This window comes from Pseudomonas sp. Sample_9, assembly GCF_004307535.1.
GTDB classification, from domain to species: Bacteria; Pseudomonadota; Gammaproteobacteria; order Pseudomonadales; family Pseudomonadaceae; genus Aquipseudomonas; species Aquipseudomonas mercuritolerans.
On sequence record NZ_RAZO01000353.1, the window covers coordinates 1 to 22,271 of the forward strand.

Below are 22,271 nucleotides of genomic sequence, written 5' to 3' on the forward strand. Positions count from 1 at the left end.
CAACGGTAAAAGGCTGGATATGCAGGAAGACGCCCCGGAAAAAACCAAGGACGCCACGCCCACTGGCACCCAGACGCTGCTGCGCGGCCTCGGTGTGGTGCAGGCAGTGGCCAGTGGCGCGCGTGATCTCAAGGAGATCGCCCGGCTGATCGGCACCACGCGCAGCACTACCCATCGTCTGGCCAGCTGTCTGGTCGACGAGCGTTATCTGCGCGTGGTGCCGCAGATCGGTTATCTGCTTGGGCCGAAACTGATCGAACTGGGCTTCCAGGCCCGCGAAGAGTTGCCGCTGGTGACGTTGGCCGGGCCGTATCTGGACGAGCTCTCGGCACTGACCGGCGATACCGTGCACTTGGGCATTCGCGAAGGCGACGAAGTGCTGTATCTATTGAAGAATCCCGGACGCAACGGCCCGGAAATGCGCTCGCGGGTTGGCCATCGCATGCCGCTGGTGCGCACCGGTATCGGCAAGGCCTTGATGCTCGATGATTCGCCGCAGGATTGGCGGCGGCTGTACGACATCAGCCTGCCGGCGGGTGGCAAAAGTCAGTTCTGGCCGCAGCATCCCCAGCAGTCGTGGGAACAGCTTGAGCAGCGCATGGGCGAATACGTCGCCGGTGGCTACGCGTTCGATCTGGAAGACAACGAACCGTCGATCCGCTGCGTGGCGGCGCCGATTCGTGACGCGAGCAAGGGCATTGTCGCGGCGATCAGTATCGCCAGCACCGTGCCGTACATGCCGCTGGAAAAAATGGCCGAGTTGATCCCCCTGCTCAAAGGGGTCACAACCCGGCTGTCGGCGGAGCTTGGTTTGAAGGTATAGCCCTAAGGTTTAGGCCTTCAGCGTCGCCATGTCGATGACGAAGCGGTACTTCACATCACCGGCAATCATCCGCGCGTAGGCTTCGTTGATCTGGCGGATGTCGAGCATTTCGATGTCGCAGGTGATGTTGTGCTCGGCGCAGAAATCCAGCACTTCCTGGGTTTCGGCGATACCACCGATCAAGGACCCGGCCAGTACGCGGCGGCTCATCACCAGTTTGCCGGCGTGCACGGGCGGGTTCACTGGCTCGATCAGCCCGACCAGAATGTGCACGCCGTCGAAACGCAGGGTGTCGAGGTACGGGTTCAAATCGTGTTGCACCGGAATGGTGTCGAGCAGGAAGTCGAAGTAGCCGGCAGCGGCCTTCATCTGCTCGGCATCGGTGGAGACGATGACGTGATCGGCGCCCTGACGGCGACCTTCTTCCGCCTTGCTCGCCGAGCGGGTGAACAGCGTCACTTCAGCGCCCATGGCCTTGGCGAACTTGATCCCCATATGGCCGAGGCCGCCCATGCCGAGAATCCCGACCTTGTCACCGGCCTTGACGCCGTAGTGCTTGAGCGGCGAGTAGGTGGTGATACCGGCACAGAGAATCGGTGCGGCGCTGGCCAGAGCCAGTTTCTCGGGGATGCGCACAACGAAGTGCTCACTGACCACGATGCTGTCCGAATAACCGCCCATGGTGTTGCTGCCATCAACCCGATCCGGGGTGGCGTAGGTCATGGTCGGGCCTTCGAGGCAATATTGCTCGAGGTTCGCCTGGCAGGCTTCGCAGCTGCGGCAGGAGTCGACCATGCAGCCGACGCCAACCAGATCGCCTACTTTGTGACGGGTGACATTCGCACCGACTGCGGTGACTTTTCCGACGATCTCATGGCCAGGCATCAGCGGATAAACGGCGATGCCCCATTCGTTGCGTGCCTGATGGATGTCGGAATGGCAGACGCCGCAGTAGAGAATTTCGATCGCCACGTCGTCGGCGCGCGGGCTACGGCGTTCGAATTTCATCGGGGCGAGGGGCGTGGTGGCCGATTGGGCGGCATAGCCGATGGCGGTGTACATGGGTGACCTCGCAAAAACAGTGACAAGTGAGGCGGTGAATTCTGGGCGCCAGAGGCGGGTGCGGCCATGACGATTTCTCCGGGTCTCATGCCTAATCCTCCGGCATGCGGGTTTCGGCGATCGCATTGGCCAGCGGATCTGCGATGATGTTTTCATCCCTTTTTCCGTGAATTTTACGAAGACCTATTCGATGCAGTTGACCCGTCATCTTGATGCCAATGCCCGGCTGGTTTCGCTGATCGAACCGCTGGCGCTGCGCGATGGCTACAGCCAGACCGGCCTGCCCGGCGTGCAGATCTTGCGCGCCAGTTGCGACGTCGCCCGTGGCCCGCATATCTACGAGCCGAGCCTGATGATCATCGCCCAGGGCAGCAAACTGGCGTTCCTCGGCCCACGAACCATGGAGTACGGCGCCGGGCATTATCTGATCCAGGCGCTGCCGGTGCCGTTCGAATGCGAAACCTTTGCCTTGCCCGATGCGCCATTGCTCGGTGTGTCGGTGGCGATAGATCGCGTCCTGCTCGGCGAACTGGTGCTGGCCATGGGGCTGGCGCCGGGTCGGCATATTCCGGCGCAGACGCCGGAGTCGATGACCTCGGTGGTGCTCGACGATGGCATGCGCGGTTGTGTCGAGCGGCTGCTCAGTTGTCTGCACGATCCGCTGGAATGCCAGATTCTCGGCCCGGCACGGGTTCGCGAGTTATTGTTCGTCGCGCTGCGCGGGCCGCAGGCGGATGTATTGCGTGCATTGGTCGAACAGCAAGGGCAATTCGCTCGGGTGGCGGCGTCTATCAGCCATCTGCATGCGCATTACACCGAGCCGCTGAATGTCGAGACATTGGCCGGTTGCGCGAACATGAGCGTGTCGACGTTTCATGAGCATTTCAAACGCAGCACATTGTTGTCGCCGGTGCAGTATCTCAAGCGTTTACGTTTGTTGAAGGCGCAGACGCTGCTGGTGGCTGAAGGGCTGGGCGTGGCGCAGGTGGCGCATCGGGTGGGGTATCAGAGCACGTCGCAATTCAGTCGCGAATACAAGCGTTACTTCGAACGCAGTCCGGGGGAAGAGCGCGCTGCCTGATCCGCCGATAATCCCCTGTGGGAGCGAGCCTGCTCGCGAAGGCGCTGGATCAGTCGACATCATCTTTATATGACACACCGCTTTCGCGAGCAGGCTCGCTCCCACAGTTGTTTTGTGGTGGCAGAGGAATTTTGGGCAACAAAAAGGCCCCCATTTCGGGAGCCTTGTTGTTCAGCGTTTCGACTTACATGTTCGGGTAAGTCGGGCCGCCGGCACCTTCCGGTGCCACCCAGGTGATGTTCTGCGCAGGGTCCTTGATGTCACAGGTCTTGCAGTGCACGCAGTTCTGGGCGTTGATCTGGAAGCGCTTCTCGCCGTCTTCCTTGGTGATCACTTCGTATACGCCGGCCGGGCAGTAACGCTGCGCCGGTTCGTCGTACAGCGGCAGGTTCTTGCTGATCGGGATGCTCGGGTCGGTCAGCTTCAAGTGGCACGGCTGCTCTTCTTCGTGGTTGGTACCGGAGATGAACACCGAGCTGAGTTTGTCGAAACTCAGATTGCCGTCAGGTTTCGGGTAGTCGATCTTCTTGCAGTCGGCCGCGAGCTTGAGGCAGGCGTAATCCGGCTTGGTGTCGCGCAGGGTGAACGGCAGTTTGCCGCCGAAGATGTTCTGGTCCAGCCAGTTGAAACCACCGCCGATGATTGCGCCGTACTTGTGAATCGCTGCGCCGAAATTACGGCTGGCAAACAGTTCTTCGTGCAGCCAGCTGTTCTTGAACGCGTCGACGTAAGAGGTCAGTTCGACGGTGCAATCCTGCTCGGCGAACAGCGCATCGGCTACCGATTCTGCCGCGAGCATGCCGGATTTCATCGCCGTGTGGCTGCCTTTGATCTTGGCGAAGTTCAGGGTGCCGAGGTCGCAACCGATCAGCGCTCCGCCCTTGAAGACCATTTTCGGCAGCGAGTTCAGGCCGCCCTTGGCGATGGCGCGGGCGCCGTAGCTGACGCGCTTGCCGCCTTCCAGATATTGCTTGAGCACCGGGTGATGCTTGAGGCGCTGGAACTCATCGAACGGCGACAGGTAAGTGTTGCTGTAGGACAGGTCGACGATCAGACCGACCACCACCTGATTGTTTTCCAGGTGATAGAGGAACGAGCCGCCGGTGTTCTCGGTGCCCATGATGTCCAGCGGCCAGCCGGCGGTGTGCACCACCAGGCCTGGCTGATGCTTGGCCGGGTCGACTTCCCAGATTTCTTTCAGGCCGATGCCGTAGTGCTGGACGTCGGCATCGCTGTCGAGGTTGTAGCGCTTGATCAGTTGCTTGCCGATGTGGCCACGGCAGCCTTCGGCGAACAGCGTGTATTTGCCACGCAGTTCCATGCCCGGGGTGTACAGGCCTTCTTTCGGGTTGCCTTCGCGGTCGACGCCCAGATCACCGGTGATGATCCCGCGCACTACGCCGTTTTCATCGATCAGCGCTTCCTGAGCGGCGAAGCCCGGGTAGATTTCCACACCGAGGTTTTCCGCCTGCTGAGCCAGCCAGCGGCACAGGTTGCCCAGGGAGATGATGTAGTTGCCTTCGTTGTGCATGGTCTTGGGCACAAAGAAGTCAGGAATCTTCTGCGCGCTGTCAGCGTTTTTCAGCACGAAAATGTCATCGCGTGTGACGGGCGTGTTCAGCGGCGCGCCGAGTGCTTTCCAGTCCGGGAACAATTCGTTCAGGGCGCGGGGTTCGAACACCGCACCGGAGAGGATGTGCGCGCCGACTTCGGAGCCTTTTTCGACCACGCAGACGCTGATTTCCTTACCGGCGTCAGCGGCCTTCTGCTTCAAGCGGCAGGCGGCGGACAGACCAGCGGGGCCGGCACCGACGATGACGACGTCGAATTCCATGTATTCGCGTTCCACAGGCTATCTCCTACTCAAGGCTCAACAGTTTTTTTTCTAATATGGAGGTTTGATCTCGCATCCATATTGCCTTTACGTTAACGTCAAAGGGAATATTGGCGAATCCACCTTTCTCTCTAGGCGGCGCATTATATCTACACCACTCCGAGCGTCCAATACAAACGTTTGTTTGAATCGCCTCCAGCCCTGATAAATCAAAGAAGCGCGGCTTATGACAGGGCATTTTGGCGTATTGACCAGAATGGGCGTTCCGGTCAAGATACGGGCGGTTTTGCGCTCGCCGTAGGCAGACTGGCGGTTTCAAGAGCACCTCTAAAGACAGGGCACAGGCAGTAGACGGTGATGCGCAGCGCAAGTCCGGCGCGCAGTTTACACAGCGTGGGAATGAATGACCCGACAGTCACCCCTGACGAACGGTCACCTCCCTTCGCGAAGTGAATCACCTCACATTCAAGCCGGCGTTTTTAGAGGTGCCCTTGTCGCCCGATGAGCATCATCCGCCAGGTTCGCCTAGGCGACTTTCTTTTCACCGGAGAGTAACGAGGAATCCATGAAGGTTCTTGTAGCTGTCAAACGCGTTGTGGATTACAACGTCAAGGTCCGCGTCAAGGCGGACAATTCCGGCGTCGACCTCGCCAACGTCAAGATGTCGATGAACCCATTCTGCGAAATCGCCGTGGAAGAAGCCGTACGCCTGAAAGAGAAGGGCGTTGCGACTGAAATCGTCGTCGTCTCCATCGGCCCGACCACCGCTCAGGAACAGCTGCGTACCGCACTGGCTCTGGGTGCCGATCGCGCCATCCTCGTCGAATCCGCTGAAGACCTGACCTCGCTGGCCGTGGCCAAGCTGCTCAAGGCTGTCGTCGACAAGGAACAGCCGCAGCTGGTGATCCTTGGCAAACAGGCGATCGACAGCGACAACAACCAGACCGGCCAGATGCTCGCGGCATTGAGCGGCTACGGTCAGGGCACGTTCGCTTCGAAAGTCGAAGTCTCCGGCGACAGCGTTGCCGTGACCCGCGAAATCGACGGCGGCGCGCAGACCGTTTCGTTGAAACTGCCGGCCATCGTCACCACCGACCTGCGTTTGAACGAGCCGCGCTACGCGTCCCTGCCAAACATCATGAAAGCCAAGAAGAAGCCTCTCGAAGTGCTGACTCCGGACGCTTTGGGCGTTTCCACCGCCTCCACCAACAAGACTCTGAAAGTCGAAGCGCCGGCTGCACGTAGCGCGGGCATCAAGGTCAAGTCGGTGGCTGAACTGGTTGAAAAACTCAAGAACGAAGCGAAGGTAATCTAAATGACTATCTTGGTTATTGCTGAACACGACAACAAAGTGCTGGCCCCGGCCACGCTGAACACCGTGGCCGCTGCTGCCAAAATCGGCGGCGACATCAACGTACTGGTTGCAGGTCAGGGCGCAGGCCCGGTGGCCGAAGCCGCTGCGAAGATCGCTGGGGTGAGCAAAGTCCTGAATGCTGACAACGCCGCTTACGCGCATCAGCTGCCGGAAAACGTTGCTCCTCTGGTTGCAGAGTTGGGCAAGGGTTACAGCCACATTCTGGCTGCCGCCACTTCCAACGGCAAAAACATCCTGCCGCGCGTTGCTGCTGCGCTGGACGTTGACCAGATCTCCGAGATCATTTCGGTAGAAAGCGCTGACACTTTCAAGCGTCCGATCTACGCCGGTAACGCCATCGCCACCGTGCAATCGACCGCCGCGATCAAAGTGATCACCGTGCGTGCCACCGGTTTCGATCCGGTTGCTGCTGAAGGTGGTTCGGCTGCCGTTGAAGCTGTTGGCGCTGCGCACGACGCCGGTACTTCGAGCTTCGTCAGCGAAGAGCTGGCCAAGTCCGATCGTCCTGAGCTGACCGCTGCCAAGATCGTCGTTTCCGGCGGTCGCGGCATGCAGAACGGTGACAACTTCAAACACCTGTACGCGCTGGCCGACAAGCTCGGCGCGGCTGTTGGCGCTTCGCGCGCTGCGGTCGACGCAGGTTTCGTACCGAACGACATGCAGGTCGGTCAGACCGGCAAGATCGTTGCGCCACAGCTGTACATCGCCGTCGGCATCTCCGGCGCGATCCAGCATCTGGCCGGCATGAAAGACTCCAAGGTGATCGTTGCGATCAACAAGGACGAAGAAGCGCCGATCTTCCAGGTGGCCGATTACGGTCTGGTGGCGGATCTGTTCGAAGCAGTACCTGAGCTGGAGAAGCTGGTCTAATCCGGCGGCTTCACTTATAAAGAGCCCGGCCTGTTGGTCGGGCTTTTTTTTGTCTCGAATTTGAGTGGGGAGCGTTTTGCCATGGATCTGCGCTGCGGATGGTTGTTGGGATGGGTGCTGTTGCCAGGTTTGGCCATGGCCGCTGGCAAGTGCGAGCGCCTGGTCGTCACCGGCAGCCCTGACGCGCCGCCGTACCTGTGGCAGGACCCGCAAAACCCCAAGCGCTTGATCGGCGCCAGTGCCGATCTGTTGCAGCAAGTGGCCAAGGATCTGGGTATCAAAGTCGATCTGCTGTATGCCGGCAAACGCTCGCAGGCCCTTGATGAAGTGCGCAGCGGGCGCATGGACATGCTCGCCGACGCGCCGCTGACTGTGAATGAGCTGGAGAACCTCGACTACATCCATCCGCCACTGTTGGAAAACGATTACCTGGTGTGGACCCGCAAAGGTTCGACGCTGACCTACGGCGAGGCGATCGACCTGAAAGGCCACGCCGGTGCGGTGTCGGAAAAGTCTCGAATGACCCAGGCATTCGGCACTTTCGCTGAACAGAATCTGACCCTGACCCGCACAGCAAACCTTACCGAGGCACTACAGAAATTGCTGTTGGGCGAGGTGGAATATGTCCTCGCCGGACGTTACTCAGGCCTGGCCGCCGCGCAGACATTGGGCATGACCAGCGATCTGCTGGCGTTCGAACAACCCATCGACCGGCCGGGTCTGTTCCTCGCGGTTTCGCATAACTCGGCCTGCAACGATCCGTGGTTGCGCGGACAGCTCGCCAAAAAGATGACAGAATTGCCCGCGTCCGGACTGACGGAAGCCGCGCTGCAACGCAACATCGAGCGCTGGAAGGCGCAACAGCAACAGCCGCCGCAACCTGTCAGTGCCCCAAAACAGTAGGGATTCTTAGTGAGTATTCGACCTCTTTTCGCGGCTGTGGCCGTTCTGGCCCTGGCCGGGTGCGCATCCGATCCGGCACCCAGTGAACAAATGCGTTTGACCGAACAAGCCATCGTGCAGGCCAAGGCAGTCGGCGCTACCGCTGATGAAGTGCCGGAAATGCAGCTGGCCGAAACAAAATACAACCGCGCCAAAGGCAGCATGGCCGACGAGTCCTATCGCAACGCGCGCATGCGTGCCGAGCAGGCCGAACTGGATGCACGTCTGGCCGAGGCCAAGGTGCTGACGAAAAAAAGCGAAGAGCAGCTGAATGTGCTCAATACCCGCATTGTCCGCCTGCGCAAGCAGCTGCAACTGGGGGAAGCGCAATGAGCCTCAAGTCCAACGCTCTGGGCATTCTGCTTCTTGCCGGTTGCGCCAGCCTGTACGGCTGCGCCGGCCAGCACAGCGAGGCGGCACTGCAACAGGCCGGCGCTGATTTCCAGAAGGTCAAGGAAGATTCCAACGTGCTGCGCATCGCGCCGAAGGACGTGATCCGCGCCGGCGAGTCCCTGGCCCGCGCCGATCGGCTGTCGACCTATTGGGGCAGCGGTGCCGACGTGGTGCATTACGCCTACCTGAGCCAGCGCTACAGCGAAATCGCCCGCGAACACACCAATCAGGCGCTCAATGAGGAGCGCGCAGCCAAGCTCGAGCTTGAGCGGCAACGTCTGCAACTGGCCCTGCGCGAATCGAAGCTGCTTAGCGTGCAGCAACAAGGCAAGTGGCTGGAGGAACAGATCGTGGCGCTGGCCACTACACAGACTGATCGTGGTCTGGTCATGACCCTCGGCGACGTGTTGTTCGACACCGGCCAGGCGGAACTGAAAAACTCGGCCAACCGCGTCGTACTGAAGATCGTCCAGTTCCTGCAACTGAATCCCAAGCGCGTTGTGCGCATCGAGGGTTACACCGACAGCACCGGTGGCAAGCAGGAAAACCTCAAACTGTCTCGCGATCGTGCGCAGTCGGTGGCTGACGTGCTGGTCGATCTGGGTATCGACGAAAAACGCATTCAGGTCGAAGGTTACGGCGATCAGTTCCCGGTCGACGCCAACGCCTCCGAGCGTGGACGGGCGCAGAACCGCCGTGTGGAAATTGTGTTCTCCGACGAAAAAGGCCAGCTCGGCGCCGCCCGCTGAGGTTGCGTCTCTGGGAAGCCCGGACTGTCATGCAGTGCCGGGCTTTTTTACGTCTGTCGATTGCCGCGCAAAACCGTACAGATAGGGCAGACACCACACTGTATGGTCGAGTAATCTGGCAACTGTCCCAGTACACTTCTAAACTGTTCCGGTATTGTTTCAGACAAGAATAAAACGCCCGTGAAATCGAGTGCTGCGTCATGACCAATCTCTTGCTCTACCAACGTATTGCTCAGCAACTGGCCGAAGACATCCGCCGTGGTGTTTATCAACCGGGGGAGCGCGTGCCTTCGGTGCGCAAGATGAGTTCGCAGCTCAACGTCAGCCATGCGACGGTGTTGCAGGCTTACGCCAACCTTGAGGATCAGGGCCTGATTCGCGCCCGGCCACAGTCGGGTTATTACGTACACCAGACCCCGGCGCTGACCGCGCCGACGCCGGACATTGCCCGGGTCGAACGGCCGGGGCTGGTGACGCGCAGCAGCATCATTCAACAGGTATTGGTCGAATCGCGCCGCGAAGGCGTGTTTCCGCTGGGTGCTGCGGTGCCGAGTGTCGATTATCTGCCGGTGCGCGCGCTGCATCAGCAATTGGCCAAGGTCACCCGGTTCCACAGCCCTCGGGCGTTCAGCTACATGTTCAGCCCCGGTTTCGAACCGCTGCGCCGGCAAGTGGCGATTCGCATGCGTGACGCTGGCGTGGTGGTCGATCCATCGGAAGTGGTGATCACCCACGGCTGTGTCGACGCTTTACAGATGTCGTTGCGCGTGCTGACCCGGCCGGGCGATCTGATTGCTGCCGAATCGCCGACTTATTACGGCCTGCTGCAACTGGCCGATCTGCTCGGCCTGAAAGTCATCGAAATCCCCAGTGACCCCGCCACTGGCATGAGTCTGGAAGCCTTGCAACTGGCCGCCAACCAATGGTCGATCAAGGCGCTGGTGCTGACCACGCGCCTGAGCAATCCCCTCGGCGGGACCATGCCGGAAGAGCGGCAGAAACAGTTGCTGCGGCTGGCCTCGGATTTCGACATTCAGATTGTCGAAGACGATATCTACGGCGAACTGATGTTCGAACAGGGCCGTACCAAGGCACTGAAGGCCTACGATCGTCTGGATCGGGTGATCTACTGCTCGAGCTTCTCCAAAACCCTGTCGCCGGGTGTACGCATCGGCTGGATGATTGCCGGCAAGTATCAGCAGGAGATCCAGCGCCTGCAAACCTTCAGTACCCATTCGGCGTGTAGCGTCACGCAGATGGCGATTGCCGCGTATCTGGAAAACGGCGGTTATGACCGGCATTTACGCTACATCCGCCAGGAATATCGGAAAAACCTCAGTGCGTTTCAGCTGGCGGTGCAGCAGCACTTCCCCGAGGGCACGCAAATGTCCCGGCCCACGGGCGGTTTTATCCTCTGGGTGAGTTTGCCGGGGCGGGTCAACACCCAGGAATTGCATGTTCGCGCGCTGCAACAAGGCATCAGCATCGCACCGGGGCTGATCTTCAGTAATACCGAGCAGTTCAACCACTGTATCCGCCTCAATTGCGGCATTCCGTGGAACCGCGAGGCGGAGCGGGCGCTGATGACGCTGGGCCTGTTGGCCACCCAACTGTGTCAGGAAACCGCTGGCGGATTCTGAACGAGCAGGGAGGTGATGCTTGTCATGTGACGCACAACAGGCGAGCATGTGGCCCTCTGCCGTTAGTTCGTTGGGTCCATGAAAGCGATTGTTCCTGCCGCGTGGGTATTGCTGGGTTTGCTGATGGTCGGTCAGGCACCGGGTGTCCTGGCGGCCGCAGCCCAGGAAAAACCGGCAGCGACGAGTACGGCGAACAAAGCAGCCAAGTCCGCGACTCCCGCAAAAAAAGCTCAGGCGAAAAAAAACGCCACGGTGAAGAAGCGCCGCCCGGTGGCTTCGAAATCGAAATCCGCCAGCGAAGTAGCGAAGACCAAATTGCCGTCGGCAAAACTCGATCTCAGCCTGCCCAAGGATATGGTTGAAGAGTTGAAGCCCGAGGGCGCCGTGGAGCTGCCCAAGCGCGAGGCGATCCTGCCGCAGATGTTTGGCGAGAAAGACAACGGCTTCCAGCTCAACGGCCGCTTGCTCAGCAACGAAATGCAGCTGCAACTGCGCAACGAAGCACGGCGCGATGTCGAAGGCGCAGCGCTGGATTTTGAATTCAAGCAATAGATGCAGCACTCTGCAACGCGCAGAGCAGACGCTTCGTCGGAGACTGCCCGGTCACTTTTACTTATCGTTGAAAAGCCGCTCGTAGCAATTTGAAACAGTCGTTTTAGCGGTTACTCTGTTTCCCGTCTCTTTACACATCGCCCGTCGCGAGGATCTGTTCGTCATGAAATGCCGTGAAGGCTGTGGCGCTTGCTGCATTGCCCCCTCCATCAGTTCGCCGATCCCCGGCATGCCCGATGGCAAACCCGCCGGCGAACGTTGCGTGCAACTGTCGGTCGATAATCTGTGCAGCATTTTCGGCCGTCCGGAACGCCCGGCCGTCTGCTCGGGCTTCGCTGCGGATGTCGAGGTGTGCGGCAGCAGTTCGGAAGAAGCGATCAGATTGATCGGCTGGTGGGAGCAGATGACGGCGGCGTGATGTGTTCACCAACGGAACTTCAACAATAAGGAATAACACTATGGGTTCGCTGCACCGTATCGCTGTGTTGTGTGGTCTGACTGCCGTACTTGCCACTTCGGTCGCCCAGGCGGAAGACTGGAAAGTTGCCAAGAACGAAGATGGCATCAAGGTTTCCCTGAGTGAAATACCCGGTTCGGACTACAAGTCCTATCAGGGCGTCGCGCTGATGAAGACCACCGTCGCCAAACTGCGCGCCTTGCAGGAAGACGTCTCGGGCGCCTGTGCCTGGATTCACGAATGCAAGAGCCAGAAACTGCTCAAGCACGAAGGCGATCTGAGCTGGACCTATTCGCAATTCAACACGCCATGGCCGGTGACCCCGCGTGATTCGGTGCTGAAGATCACCACTATTGAAGGCGCCGATGGCAGCCTGACCCGTAATCTTGAAGGTGTGCCGACCTACCTGCCGGAAGAAAAAGGTTTCGTCCGGGTCCAGCAAGTCAAAGGCTTCTGGAAGTTCGTGCCGAAAGGCGATCAGGTTGAAGTAACTTATCAAGTGCACACCGAGCCGGGTGGCAGCGTGCCGGCCATGGTCGCCAACAAGTTTGTTGTCGATGCGCCATTCAATACCCTGAAAGCGCTGAAACAACGCGCCGAGAAATAACCTTCACGCTCTAAGCAAAACGCCCCGACCGGTTCGGGGCGTTTTGTTTTGTCTCTAAATTGTATTTCCAGATATTCGTTGCACGAAATTTTCACAAAGTCTCCAAGACAATCCGCCCGCACTTGTTGCCTGCCATAGCGCCGCCAGCCCTTTGCATGAAAGTCTCGAAGAGCAGGGCAGTATTCAATGGCAATGGTGTGAACGATCGTGCAACATTTGCGCACCGCGCACGCCCCGGGGTCTGGAATGACCAATAGAGGGCCTGGCGCCGCTGTATTTTTGCAACTTCAACTTCCAATGGGTCCTAAAACGACATGGCAAACCCGGACGCCCTGAATCAGCAGCGATCTTCTGCTCGCCTGCTGCAACCGACCGTCAAATCGCATCTGGCCTACACGCTGTTGTGCGCACTGGTCATGATGGTCATGTTTTCCGCGCTGCGCCTCGCGCTGCTGGCCTACAACCGCGAGATGATCCTCGACACGCCGGCAGCGACCTTCCTCGAAGCGTTCGTCAACGGTCTGCGTTTCGACCTGCGCCTGGTGGTGTACCTGTGCATTCCGCTGGTGCTGGCGCTGTTCAGTGCCCGGGCCATGGCCGCGCGCGGTTTCTTCCGCCTGTGGCTGACCATCGCATCGAGCATCGCCCTGTTCCTCGGCCTGATGGAGATGGACTTCTACCGCGAGTTCCACCAGCGCCTCAACGGTCTGGTATTCCAGTATGTGAAGGAAGACCCGAAAACCGTGATGAGCATGCTCTGGTACGGCTTTCCGGTGGTGCGCTACCTGCTGGCGTGGGTGATCGGCACCGTGATCCTGACACTTGCCTTTAAAGGCGCTGACCGTGCCACCCGCCCGCGCGGCCCTTTCAGCGGTGGCAGCGTCGGCACCCGTCAGATCGCGCCGTGGTACACCCGTCTCGCGGTGTTCGTGGTCTGCCTGTTGATCTGTGTGGTTGCCGCCCGTGGCACCCTGCGTCAAGGCCCGCCGATGCGCTGGGGTGACGTGTACACGACTGATTCCAACTTCGCCAACCAGCTCGGTCTCAACGCCACGCTGTCGCTGATCGAAGCCGCCAAGTCGCGCATGGGCGAGGATCGCGACAATATCTGGAAGGCCACGCTGCCGCAGGAACAGGCGCAGAAAATCGTCCGTGACATGCTGCTCATGCCTGACGACAAACTGGTCGACGCCGATATTGCCGCCGTGCGCCGTGATTACACGCCGCCAGCCGACAAGACCCTGCCGATCAAGAACGTCGTCGTGATCCTGATGGAAAGCATGGCTGGTCACTCGGTTGGCGCCTTGGGTGCTCCGGGCAACATCACGCCTTACCTGGACAAGCTGTCCAAGGAAGGCCTGCTGTTCGACCGCTTCTTCTCCAACGGCACCCACACCCACCAGGGCATGTTCGCGACCATGGCCTGCTTCCCGAACCTGCCTGGCTTCGAATACCTGATGCAGACCCCGGAAGGCAGCCACAAGCTGTCCGGCCTGCCGCAGGTGCTCAGTGCCCGCGACTACGACGACGTGTACGTCTACAACGGCGATTTCGCCTGGGACAACCAGTCGGGCTTCTTCAGCAACCAGGGCATGACCAACTTCGTTGGCCGCAACGACTTCGTCAATCCGGTGTTCTCCGATCCGACCTGGGGCGTTTCCGACCAGGACATGTTCGATCGTGGCCTGCAGGAACTGAAGGCGCGGGAAAACGGCAAGCCGTTCTACGCGCTGCTGCAAACCCTGTCCAATCACACGCCGTACGCCTTGCCGACGCCGTTGCCGGTCGAGCGTGTCACTGACCGTGGCAGCCTCAACGAACACCTGACCGCCATGCGCTACTCCGACTGGGCGCTCGGCCAGTTCTTCGAGAAGGCGCGCAAAGAGAAGTACTTCAACGAAACCCTGTTCGTCATCGTCGGCGACCACGGCTTCGGCAACGAGCGCCAGATCACCGAAATGGACCTGGGGCGCTTCAACGTGCCGATGCTGATGATCGCCCCGGGCATTCAGCAGAAGTTCGGTGCCCGTGACCACACCGTGGGCACGCAGATCGACATCGTGCCGACCATCATGGGCCGTCTCGGTGGTGAAGTGCGTCACCAGTGCTGGGGTCGTGACCTGCTCAACCTGCCGCAGGGCGACACCGGTTTCGGTGTGATCAAGCCATCGGGCAGCGAGCAGACCACCGCCATCGTCACCGCCGACCAGATTCTGGTGCTGCCGCGTGACAAGGACATGGGGCCGAAAATCTGGCAGTACCAACTCGGTGCCAACCCGCACGCCGAAGTTGTGCCGGACGCGCCGCGTACTGCCGAACTCAGACTCAAACTTGAAGCGTTCCTGCAAACCGCGACCAAGAGCCTGCTCGACAATACCGCCGGTGTGATTCACGGCACGCCGGAGTGATGCCGGGTTAACAAAAAGTCTACGCAATAAAAAAGAGGCCCTTGAACAAGGGCCTCTTTTTTTACAGCTTCAAATCGTCATATCTTGCCGAGTAACAACAGCACCAGCAGCACGACCAACACCACGCCGATAATACCCGACGGGCCATAACCCCAACTTCTGGAGTGCGGGAAGACCGGCAGACCACCGATCAGCAACAGGATCAGGATGATGATTAGAATTGTGCCCATGGGTGATTTCCTTGTTCAGAGTCTGGAAGAGTCTTGATGCTCAGTGGGCAGCTGGAGAGCAACTAAATACCAGCCGGCTTACATGTTCCGACTTGCGCCGATGAAAAATAATTCAATGTTTTTTTAATGTATTTGGATTGCTCGGTTATTTCCTTTCCAGCAAAAAGATCGCAGCCTCGTTGCACTCGTCAGCTCCTACAGGAGAGCAACCGGAAAACGATGACGGCAGTAATCTTTTGATCCTCCATTCAGCAACTGGATGGAGCGTGGGTGGCGGTAGAACCTTCGCTACACTCGGCACATCTCTCCCGGAACAACAAGGCTGTCCGCTATGCAAAATCGCATGATGATCACTGGTGCAGGCTCAGGCCTGGGTCGCGAAATCGCGCTGCGCTGGGCCCGTGAAGGCTGGCGGCTGGCCTTGTCCGATGTCAGTGAACCCGGCCTGCAGGAAACCCTGAAACTGGTGCGCGAGGCGGGCGGTGACGGCTTCATCCAGCGCTGTGACGTGCGCGATTACAGCCAGCTCACCGCCTTCGCCCAGGCCTGCGAAGAGAAGCTCGGCGGCATCGACATCATCGTCAACAATGCCGGCGTCGCCTCGGGCGGATTCTTCAGCGAGTTGTCGCTGGAAGACTGGGACTGGCAGATCGCGATCAATCTGATGGGTGTGGTCAAGGGCTGCAAGGCGTTCCTGCCGCTGCTGGAACAAAGCAAGGGCAAGATCATCAACATCGCCTCCATGGCCGCGTTGATGCAAGGCCCGGCGATGAGCAACTACAACGTGGCCAAGGCCGGTGTGGTGGCGTTGTCGGAAAGTCTGCTGATCGAACTGTCACAGCAGGAAGTGGCGGTGCATGTGGTTTGCCCGTCCTTCTTCCAGACCAACTTGCTCGACTCTTTCCGCGGCCCGACGCCGGCGATGAAAGCCCAGGTTGGCAAGTTGCTGGAAAGTTCGCCGATCAGTGCAGCCGACATCGCTGACTACATCTATCAGCAAGTCGCTGCTGGCGAGTTCATGATCCTGCCCCACGAACAAGGGCGCATGGCCTGGGCGCTGAAACAGAAGAATCCGCAACTGCTCTACAACGAAATGACTTCCATGGCCGAGAAAATGCGCGCCAAGGCCAAACAAAACAACGCTTGATCTTGTTCGATGCCCGCCGCGTCGTTAGGGTGGCCGCCAACGGTCACCCTGTCGAGATGCCTCCATGCTCAATTACTTGTGGTTCTTCCTTGCGGCGCTGTTTGAAATCGCCGGCTGTTTTGCGTTCTACATGTGGCTGCGCCAGGGCAAGAGTGCTTTGTGGGTGATACCCGCGTTGCTCAGCCTGACCCTGTTCGCGCTATTACTGACCCGTGTTGAAGCGGCCTACGCCGGGCGCGCCTATGCGGCGTATGGCGGGATCTACATCGTTGCTTCGATTGGCTGGCTGGCGGTGGTCGAGCGGGTGCGTCCGCTGGGCTCGGACTGGATCGGCATGGCGCTGTGCGTGGTTGGTGCCAGCATCATTCTGTTCGGGCCGCGCTTTTCCGTCGCCTGATTTTCTGTGCGAAGCGTCTGACAGCTGCGGGCGTGGGTGCGTGTAGGGCAAGACTGATTTGCTCGTCGTGCATTGTGCAGCCGCTGTAAGCCGCGCATCTTCAGGGTTTGCCAGTCCTGAAGGATGAATCCCATGCTTGTACTCAGCCGTGTGGTCGGTGAGTTGATTTCAATCGGAGACGACATCACCCTGCGTGTTCTGTCGGTCAACGGCTCCAGCGTGCGCTTCGGCGTCGAGGCGCCAAAGAAAGTCCATGTGCACCGCGCCGAGGTCTATGACCGGATCAAGCGCAAGGAGGCCGCAGCGAAGGCTGGCTGACGGTTTCAGTCGAACAGGTGCTTGGGTACGTCGTGCTTGAGCATCAGCTGGCACTGCTCGCTTTCCGGGTCGAACACGATCAGGGCCTGGCCCTTGGTCAATGCCTGGCGCACGCGCAGGACGCGGGTTTCCAGCGGGGTGTCATCGCCGTTGTCGGTACCGTCGCGGGTGACGAAGTCCTCGATCAAGCGGGTGAGGGTGTCGACTTCAAGCGCGTCGTGGGGAATGAGCATGGGCACCTCGGTCAAATCAATGTCGGGATGCTACGGGGATTGGGTTTTGTCTGCCAGTTCTGTATCGGTCTTGCCGGCCCATTCGCGAGCAGGCTCGCTCCCACCTTTGAAATGCGATCCCTGTGGGAGCGAGCCTGCTCGCGAAAGCGGTTATCTGTTCACCGAAGGCTCAACTGTCAGAACGCTGCCCCACCAGACTGTCCACCGGCGGCACGCGGGTTTCGCTTTCCATCTGCGTGTCATGCTCGATCTGATGGCTGAAGCGATCCAGTGAAGCATTGGCCGGTGCCGCATCGCTGGCGAACACCGGCGGGCTCAGAATGTACGCGCCGAGCAAGCGACTGAGCGCCGCCAGGCTGTCGATGTGCGTGCGTTCGTAGCCGTGGGTGGCATCGCAGCCGAAAGCGAGCAGGGCGGTGCGGATGTCGTGGCCGGCGGTGACCGCCGAGTGCGCATCGCTGAAGTAATAGCGGAACATGTCACGGCGCACCGGCAATTCGTTTTCATCAGCCAGACGCAACAGATGCCGCGACAGGTGATAGTCATACGGCCCGCCCGAATCCTGCATCGCCACGCTCACGGCGTGTTCGCTCGAGTGCTGGCCGGGGGCGACCGGTGCGATGTCGATGCCGACAAACTCGCTGACGTCCCACGGCAATGCCGCCGCTGCACCGCTTCCGGTCTCTTCGGTGATGGTGAACAGTGGATGGCAATCGATGTTCAATTCCTGGCCGCTGTCGACAATCGCCTTCAGAGCAGCGAGCAATGCGGCAACACCGGCCTTGTCGTCGAGGTGGCGGGCGCTGATATGGCCGCTTTCGGTGAACTCCGGCAGCGGATCGAACGCCACCACGTCACCGACATGAATGCCCAGCGATTCGCAATCGGCCTTGGTCGCGCAGTAGGCGTCCAGACGCAGCTCGACATGGTCCCAACTGATCGGCATTTCATCGACCTGGGTGTTGAAGGCGTGCCCGGACGCCATCAGCGGCAACACGCTGCCGCGAATCACCCCAGTGTCGGTAAACAGGCTGACCCGGCTGCCCTCGGCAAAGCGGCTCGACCAGCAACCGACCGGGGCGAGGGTCAGGCGACCGTTGTCTTTCACCGCACGCACGGCGGCGCCGATGGTGTCCAGGTGCGCAGACACGGCGCGGTCAGGGCTGCTCTTTTTGCCCTTCAACGTCGCGCGAATGGTGCCGCGCCGGGTCATTTCAAACGGAATGCCCAGCTCTTCGAGACGCTCGGCGACGTAGCGCACGATGGTGTCGGTGAACCCGGTAGGGCTGGGAATGGCGAGCATTTCCAGCAGGACTTTTTGCAGGTAAGCCAGATCCGGTTCAGGGATTTGTGTGGTCATGGAAACTCCTGATGGGTTGAGCACATCGATGGTTTCGATGAGGAAAATTGGTGGTGACGTTCAGGGCCTCTTCGCGAGCAGGCTCGCTCCCACATTTGGAATGCATTCACCCTGTGGGAGCGAGCCTGCTCGCGAAGGCGTCAGTAGAGGCGTTTCATAATCACGAAACAGCCGGCTGACTATGCGGAAACAACAGATCGACAAAGCGTTCCGCCGTCGGCTGCGGTTCGTGGTTGGCGAGGCCGGCGCGTTCGTTGGCTTCGATGAACACGTACTCGGGCTGATCCGCCGCCGGCACCATCAGATCGAGCCCGACCATTGGAATGTCCAGCGCGCGCGCCGCACGCACTGCCGCGTCGACCAGGGTTGGATGAAGAATGTCGGTCACATCTTCCAGCGTCCCGCCGGTGTGCAGATTGGCGGTGCGCCGCACGAACAGATGCTCGCCGGCCGGCAGGATGCTGCTGTAGTCATAGCCGGCCGCATGCAGCGTGCGTTGGGTTTCGTGGTCCAGCGGAATCTTGCTTTCGCCGCTGGTGGCGGCTTGCCGGCGGCGGCTCTGCGCTTCGATCAGCGCACCAATGGAATGCTGACCATCGCCGACCACTTCGGCGGGCTTGCGAATCGCCGCCGCGACCACTTCAAAACCGATCACCACAATGCGCAGATCGAGACCTTCGTGGAAGCTTTCCAACAGCACGCGACTGTCGAACTGCTTGGCGGTTTCGATGGCCTTCTGCACTTCTTCGATGGTGCGCAGATCCACCGCGACGCCATGGCCCTGTTCACCGTCGAGGGGTTTGACCACCACCCGTTGGTGTTCATCGAGGAAGGCCAGATTGTCGTCGGCATTGCCCGCCAGTTGCTGTGCCGGCAGTTTCAAGCCTGCGGCCTTCAACACCTTGTGGGTCAGGCTTTTGTCCTGGCACAAGGTCATGCTGATCGCGCTGGTCAGGTCGCTCAGCGACTCGCGGCAGCGCACGCGACGGCCGCCGTGGCTGAGGGTGAACAGCCCGGCGTCGGCGTCATCGACTTGCACGTCGATACCGCGTCGATGCGCTTCTTCGACGATGATCCGCGCGTAAGGATTGAAATTCGCCTCCGGGCCCGGGCCGAGAAACAGCGGCTGGTTGATGCCGTTCTTGCGCTTGATGGCGAAGGTCGGCAGGTTGCGAAAACCCAGTTTGGCGTAGAGGTTTTTCGCCTGACGATTGTCGTGCAGCACCGACAGATCCAGATAAGCCAGACCGCGACTCATGAAGTGCTCGACCAGATGTCGCACCAGCACTTCACCGACGCCCGGCCGCGAACAATGCGGGTCGACCGCCAGGCACCACAGGCTGCTGCCGTGTTCCGGGTCGTTGAAGGCTTTTTCATGATTGAGACCCATGACACTGCCGATCACCGCGCCGCTGTCCTCGTCTTCCGCCAGCCAGTACACCGGGCCGCCCTGATGATGCGGGGTGAGCAGCTCCGGATCGATCGGCAACATGCCGCGGGCCTGGTACAAACGGTTGATGCCCTGCCAGTCGGTTTCGCTCTGCGCGCGACGAATGCGGAAGCCGCGAAACACCCGCGTGGCCTGCCGGTAATCGCTGAACCACAGGCGCAGAGTGTCGGATGGATCGAGAAACAGCTGCGTCGGCTCCAGGCCGAGAATCTGCTGCGGTGCGGCGACGTACAGCGCGATATCGCGTTCGCCGGGCTGCTCGTTGAGCAGCTCCTGCGCCAGCGACGCCGGGTCGGGAAAGGTGTGACCGATCAGCAGCCGGCCCCAACCGCAATGCACAGCAATCGGGGCGCTGGCAGGCTCGCTGCCGTCTTCGGCCAGGCGCGCCTGCAAACGTTCATACGAGGGGGCCTGACCACGCAACAGGCGTTGGTTGATGGACGTGGCATGGGGTTTCATCAATCAGATTCCTTGTTCACTGAGCCACAGGTTCAGGGCCGCCAGTTGCCACAGTTTCGAGCCGCGCAACGGGGTCAGTTGGCCTTGCGGATCAGTCAGAAGCTTGTCGAGCATGGACGGGTTGAAGAGGCCGCGATCCTGGCTCGGATCCAGCAGCAGCTCGCGCACCCAGTTGAGCGTGTCGCCCTGCAAGTGCTTGAGACCCGGCACCGGGAAGTAGCCTTTCTTGCGGTCGATCACTTCGCTTGGAATGACCCGGCGCGCAGCTTCTTTGAGCACTTGTTTGCCACCATCGGGCAGCTTGAATTGACCTGGCACACGGGCTGACAGCTCGACCAATCGATAGTCGAGAAACGGCGTACGCGCTTCCAGGCCCCAGGCCATGGTCATGTTATCGACGCGTTTGACCGGGTCATCGACCAGCATCACCGTGCTGTCCAGACGAAGCGCCTTGTCCACGGCAGCATCGGCGCCGGGCTGGGCAAAATGCTGTTTGACGAAATCGCCCGCCGCATCGTGGTCGACCAGCCATTTCGGCTGCACAGTGGCCGCGTAGTCGTCGTAGCTGCGATCGAAGAACGCATCGCGGTAGGCCGCGTATGGATCCGCCGCGCCGTCGACCTGCGGATACCAGTGGTAACCGGCAAACAGTTCGTCCGCGCCTTGGCCGCTCTGCACCACTTTGCAGTGCTTGGCCACTTCGCGGGACAACAGATAGAACGCGATGCAGTCGTGGCTGACCATCGGCTCGCTCATCGCCCGGAACGCGGCGGGCAGTTGCTCGATGATTTCTTTCTCGTCGATGCGCAACTGATGGTGGCGAGTGCCGTAGTGTTTGGCGATCAGGTCCGAATACTGGAATTCGTCGCCGCGCTCGCCGCCGGCATCCTGGAAACCGATGGAGAAGGTCGACAGATTCTCTACACCGACTTCGCGCAACAGGCCGACGAGCATGCTCGAATCGACACCGCCCGAAAGCAACACACCGACGTCCACTGCCGCACGCTGACGGATCGCCACCGCTTCGCGAGTGCTGTCGAGGACGCGATCAACCCAGTCTTCCAGATTGAGGTTTTTCTCGTCTTCATTCGGGCCGTAGGGCAGGGTCCACCAGGTTTTCTGCTCGGTGCGGCCATCGGCTTCAACGCGCATCCAGGTGGCCGGCGGCAGTTTTTCGATACCGGCCAGCAAGGTGCGCGGCGCAGGCACCACCGCATGGAAGTTCAGATAGTGATTGAGCGCCACCGGATCAAGAATCGGGTTGATATCGCCGCCCTTGAGCAGCGCCGGCAGTGCCGAGGCGAAGCGCAGGCGTTGGCCGGTGCGCGACAGGTACAGCGGCTTGACGCCGAGACGATCACGGGCGATGAACAGGCGCTGGGCATCACGCTCCCAAATGGCGAAGGCGAACATGCCGTTGAGTTTCGGCAGCAGTGCCTCGCCCCAGGCGTGATAACCCTTGAGCAGCACTTCGGTGTCGCCGCCGGAGTAGAAGGCGTAACCCAGTGCTTCAAGCTCTGCGCGCAGTTCCGGGAAGTTGTAGATCGCACCGTTGAACGCCAGGGACAGGCCCAGTTGGCTGTCGATCATCGGCTGCGCCGAGCCGTCCGACAGGTCCATGATTTTCAGGCGTCGATGGCCCAGGGCAATCGGCCCTTGGGCATGGAAGCCCCACGCGTCAGGGCCGCGAGGGGCCAGGTGATGGGTGATTCTCTCGATCGCTGCAAGGTCTGCAGGTTGTTGATCAAAACGTAACTCGCCAGCTAATCCGCACATAAAGTCCTTACCGGTTTTTCCGTTGGGGAAGGTCAAGCCGTACCGCGCGAAAAGTGCGGGTACTCAGAAACTGACCTGTCACGGTAGGGGGAGTTTTAGATCGATAAG

The 22,271-nt window shown here is 60.1% G+C and carries 22 protein-coding genes and 1 pseudogene; 16 read left to right on the forward strand and 7 right to left on the reverse strand.

What is annotated here, in order from left to right; translation table 11 throughout:
* The first annotated feature begins 19 nt into the window (after positions 1–19).
* Positions 20–823 (forward strand): IclR family transcriptional regulator, encoded by an 804-nt coding sequence (locus tag D6877_RS20200; protein WP_130911919.1) that lies wholly within the window; start codon positions 20–22, stop codon positions 821–823.
* Positions 824–832: 9 nt separating this feature from the next.
* Here D6877_RS20200 and D6877_RS20205 read toward each other — a convergent pair whose 3' ends face one another.
* Positions 833–1,885 (reverse strand): alcohol dehydrogenase catalytic domain-containing protein, encoded by a 1,053-nt coding sequence (locus D6877_RS20205; RefSeq protein WP_016770957.1) that lies wholly within the window; start codon positions 1,883–1,885, stop codon positions 833–835.
* Positions 1,886–2,075: 190 nt separating this feature from the next.
* On the opposite strand from D6877_RS20205, the gene D6877_RS20210 reads away from it, so the two are divergent.
* Together D6877_RS20210 and D6877_RS30020 are read left to right on the forward strand one after the other, a co-directional pair.
* Positions 2,076–2,966 carry an AraC family transcriptional regulator gene (locus D6877_RS20210; protein WP_064361232.1) on the forward strand — a complete coding sequence of 297 codons (891 nt, stop codon included), beginning with the start codon at positions 2,076–2,078 and terminating at the stop codon, positions 2,964–2,966.
* Positions 2,967–2,983: 17 nt separating this feature from the next.
* Positions 2,984–3,076 (forward strand): annotated as a pseudogene (locus D6877_RS30020) (metal ABC transporter ATP-binding protein); the annotation flags it as partial.
* 74 nt (positions 3,077–3,150) lie between these two features.
* Here the strand turns inward: D6877_RS30020 and D6877_RS20220 are convergent.
* The gene (locus D6877_RS20220) at positions 3,151–4,815 is read right to left on the reverse strand and encodes an electron transfer flavoprotein-ubiquinone oxidoreductase (protein WP_130911904.1); all 1,665 of its coding nucleotides are present in this window, start codon (positions 4,813–4,815) and stop codon (positions 3,151–3,153) included.
* 550 nt (positions 4,816–5,365) lie between these two features.
* On the opposite strand from D6877_RS20220, the gene D6877_RS20225 reads away from it, so the two are divergent.
* The 10 genes from D6877_RS20225 (at position 5,366) to D6877_RS20270 (ending at position 14,793) form a co-directional block, all read left to right on the forward strand.
* Entirely contained in the window at positions 5,366–6,115 is a 750-nt protein-coding gene (locus tag D6877_RS20225; protein WP_007908338.1) for an electron transfer flavoprotein subunit beta/FixA family protein, read from the forward strand.
* The gene (locus D6877_RS20230) at positions 6,116–7,045 is read left to right on the forward strand and encodes an FAD-binding protein (protein WP_130911905.1); all 930 of its coding nucleotides are present in this window, start codon (positions 6,116–6,118) and stop codon (positions 7,043–7,045) included.
* An 81-nt stretch (positions 7,046–7,126) separates the two neighbouring features.
* Entirely contained in the window at positions 7,127–7,948 is an 822-nt protein-coding gene (locus D6877_RS20235) for a transporter substrate-binding domain-containing protein (RefSeq protein ID WP_130911906.1), read from the forward strand.
* Between the two features lie 9 nt (positions 7,949–7,957).
* Positions 7,958–8,320 (forward strand): DUF4398 domain-containing protein, encoded by a 363-nt coding sequence (locus tag D6877_RS20240; RefSeq protein ID WP_038860459.1) that lies wholly within the window; start codon positions 7,958–7,960, stop codon positions 8,318–8,320.
* Positions 8,317–9,129 (forward strand): OmpA family protein, encoded by an 813-nt coding sequence (locus tag D6877_RS20245; protein WP_101156315.1) that lies wholly within the window; start codon positions 8,317–8,319, stop codon positions 9,127–9,129. The genes D6877_RS20240 and D6877_RS20245 overlap by 4 nt, the downstream gene beginning before the upstream one ends.
* A 200-nt stretch (positions 9,130–9,329) precedes the next feature.
* Complete coding sequence (locus tag D6877_RS20250) at positions 9,330–10,769, forward strand: PLP-dependent aminotransferase family protein (protein ID WP_024013893.1); 1,440 nt, start codon at positions 9,330–9,332, stop codon at positions 10,767–10,769.
* A 78-nt stretch (positions 10,770–10,847) separates the two neighbouring features.
* Positions 10,848–11,321, forward strand: a complete 474-nt coding sequence (locus D6877_RS20255) for a translation initiation factor 2 (RefSeq protein ID WP_130911907.1) — start codon at positions 10,848–10,850, stop codon at positions 11,319–11,321.
* Between the two features lie 163 nt (positions 11,322–11,484).
* Positions 11,485–11,739: a YkgJ family cysteine cluster protein gene (locus D6877_RS20260; RefSeq protein ID WP_016770949.1), complete on the forward strand. Its 255-nt coding sequence runs from the start codon at positions 11,485–11,487 to the stop codon at positions 11,737–11,739.
* Positions 11,740–11,779: 40 nt separating this feature from the next.
* Positions 11,780–12,385, forward strand: coding sequence for an START domain-containing protein (locus D6877_RS20265; protein ID WP_130911908.1), 606 nt, complete (start codon positions 11,780–11,782; stop codon positions 12,383–12,385).
* A 314-nt stretch (positions 12,386–12,699) separates the two neighbouring features.
* Positions 12,700–14,793: an LTA synthase family protein gene (locus tag D6877_RS20270; RefSeq protein WP_130911909.1), complete on the forward strand. Its 2,094-nt coding sequence runs from the start codon at positions 12,700–12,702 to the stop codon at positions 14,791–14,793.
* A gap of 77 nt (positions 14,794–14,870) precedes the next feature.
* Here the strand turns inward: D6877_RS20270 and D6877_RS20275 are convergent, their stop codons facing one another.
* Entirely contained in the window at positions 14,871–15,023 is a 153-nt protein-coding gene (locus tag D6877_RS20275) for a DUF3309 family protein (protein ID WP_003183939.1), read from the reverse strand.
* Between the two features lie 331 nt (positions 15,024–15,354).
* Between D6877_RS20275 and D6877_RS20280 the strand changes: the two genes are divergently transcribed.
* The 3 genes from D6877_RS20280 (at position 15,355) to csrA (ending at position 16,885) form a co-directional block, all read left to right on the forward strand.
* Positions 15,355–16,170: an SDR family oxidoreductase gene (locus tag D6877_RS20280; protein ID WP_130911910.1), complete on the forward strand. Its 816-nt coding sequence runs from the start codon at positions 15,355–15,357 to the stop codon at positions 16,168–16,170.
* 64 nt (positions 16,171–16,234) lie between these two features.
* Entirely contained in the window at positions 16,235–16,567 is a 333-nt protein-coding gene (locus D6877_RS20285) for a YnfA family protein (protein ID WP_130911911.1), read from the forward strand.
* A gap of 132 nt (positions 16,568–16,699) precedes the next feature.
* On the forward strand, positions 16,700–16,885 hold the full coding sequence (gene csrA, locus D6877_RS20290; protein ID WP_024013891.1) for a carbon storage regulator CsrA: 186 nt from the start codon (positions 16,700–16,702) through the stop codon (positions 16,883–16,885).
* 5 nt (positions 16,886–16,890) lie between these two features.
* Here the strand turns inward: csrA and D6877_RS20295 are convergent, their stop codons facing one another.
* The 4 genes from D6877_RS20295 to D6877_RS20310 all read right to left on the reverse strand — a co-directional run bounded on the left by D6877_RS20295 (position 16,891) and on the right by D6877_RS20310 (position 22,163).
* Entirely contained in the window at positions 16,891–17,118 is a 228-nt protein-coding gene (locus D6877_RS20295; RefSeq protein WP_003172962.1) for a YheU family protein, read from the reverse strand.
* Positions 17,119–17,287: 169 nt separating this feature from the next.
* The gene (locus D6877_RS20300) at positions 17,288–18,478 is read right to left on the reverse strand and encodes an osmoprotectant NAGGN system M42 family peptidase (RefSeq protein WP_130911912.1); all 1,191 of its coding nucleotides are present in this window, start codon (positions 18,476–18,478) and stop codon (positions 17,288–17,290) included.
* Positions 18,479–18,638: 160 nt separating this feature from the next.
* Entirely contained in the window at positions 18,639–20,387 is a 1,749-nt protein-coding gene (ngg, locus tag D6877_RS20305) for an N-acetylglutaminylglutamine synthetase (RefSeq protein ID WP_130911913.1), read from the reverse strand.
* Positions 20,388–20,390: 3 nt separating this feature from the next.
* Positions 20,391–22,163, reverse strand: coding sequence for an N-acetylglutaminylglutamine amidotransferase (locus D6877_RS20310; RefSeq protein WP_130911914.1), 1,773 nt, complete (start codon positions 22,161–22,163; stop codon positions 20,391–20,393).
* Positions 22,164–22,271 lie beyond the last annotated feature (108 nt).

What these genes read in the sequence shown, in the direction of transcription:
- D6877_RS20200 (WP_130911919.1), top strand. Translation starts at nt 20, where the DNA reads ATGCAGGAAGACGCCCCGGAAAAAACCAAGGACGCCACGCCCACTGGC.
- D6877_RS20205 (WP_016770957.1), bottom strand. Translation starts at nt 1,885, where the DNA reads ATGTACACCGCCATCGGCTATGCCGCCCAATCGGCCACCACGCCCCTC.
- D6877_RS20210 (WP_064361232.1), top strand. Translation starts at nt 2,076, where the DNA reads ATGCAGTTGACCCGTCATCTTGATGCCAATGCCCGGCTGGTTTCGCTG.
- D6877_RS20225 (WP_007908338.1), top strand. Translation starts at nt 5,366, where the DNA reads ATGAAGGTTCTTGTAGCTGTCAAACGCGTTGTGGATTACAACGTCAAG.
- D6877_RS20230 (WP_130911905.1), top strand. Translation starts at nt 6,116, where the DNA reads ATGACTATCTTGGTTATTGCTGAACACGACAACAAAGTGCTGGCCCCG.
- D6877_RS20235 (WP_130911906.1), top strand. Translation starts at nt 7,127, where the DNA reads ATGGATCTGCGCTGCGGATGGTTGTTGGGATGGGTGCTGTTGCCAGGT.
- D6877_RS20245 (WP_101156315.1), top strand. Translation starts at nt 8,317, where the DNA reads ATGAGCCTCAAGTCCAACGCTCTGGGCATTCTGCTTCTTGCCGGTTGC.
- D6877_RS20250 (WP_024013893.1), top strand. Translation starts at nt 9,330, where the DNA reads ATGACCAATCTCTTGCTCTACCAACGTATTGCTCAGCAACTGGCCGAA.
- D6877_RS20255 (WP_130911907.1), top strand. Translation starts at nt 10,848, where the DNA reads ATGAAAGCGATTGTTCCTGCCGCGTGGGTATTGCTGGGTTTGCTGATG.
- D6877_RS20260 (WP_016770949.1), top strand. Translation starts at nt 11,485, where the DNA reads ATGAAATGCCGTGAAGGCTGTGGCGCTTGCTGCATTGCCCCCTCCATC.
- D6877_RS20265 (WP_130911908.1), top strand. Translation starts at nt 11,780, where the DNA reads ATGGGTTCGCTGCACCGTATCGCTGTGTTGTGTGGTCTGACTGCCGTA.
- D6877_RS20270 (WP_130911909.1), top strand. Translation starts at nt 12,700, where the DNA reads ATGGCAAACCCGGACGCCCTGAATCAGCAGCGATCTTCTGCTCGCCTG.
- D6877_RS20275 (WP_003183939.1), bottom strand. Translation starts at nt 15,023, where the DNA reads ATGGGCACAATTCTAATCATCATCCTGATCCTGTTGCTGATCGGTGGT.
- D6877_RS20280 (WP_130911910.1), top strand. Translation starts at nt 15,355, where the DNA reads ATGCAAAATCGCATGATGATCACTGGTGCAGGCTCAGGCCTGGGTCGC.
- D6877_RS20285 (WP_130911911.1), top strand. Translation starts at nt 16,235, where the DNA reads ATGCTCAATTACTTGTGGTTCTTCCTTGCGGCGCTGTTTGAAATCGCC.
- csrA (WP_024013891.1), top strand. Translation starts at nt 16,700, where the DNA reads ATGCTTGTACTCAGCCGTGTGGTCGGTGAGTTGATTTCAATCGGAGAC.
- D6877_RS20295 (WP_003172962.1), bottom strand. Translation starts at nt 17,118, where the DNA reads ATGCTCATTCCCCACGACGCGCTTGAAGTCGACACCCTCACCCGCTTG.
- D6877_RS20300 (WP_130911912.1), bottom strand. Translation starts at nt 18,478, where the DNA reads ATGACCACACAAATCCCTGAACCGGATCTGGCTTACCTGCAAAAAGTC.
- ngg (WP_130911913.1), bottom strand. Translation starts at nt 20,387, where the DNA reads ATGAAACCCCATGCCACGTCCATCAACCAACGCCTGTTGCGTGGTCAG.
- D6877_RS20310 (WP_130911914.1), bottom strand. Translation starts at nt 22,163, where the DNA reads ATGTGCGGATTAGCTGGCGAGTTACGTTTTGATCAACAACCTGCAGAC.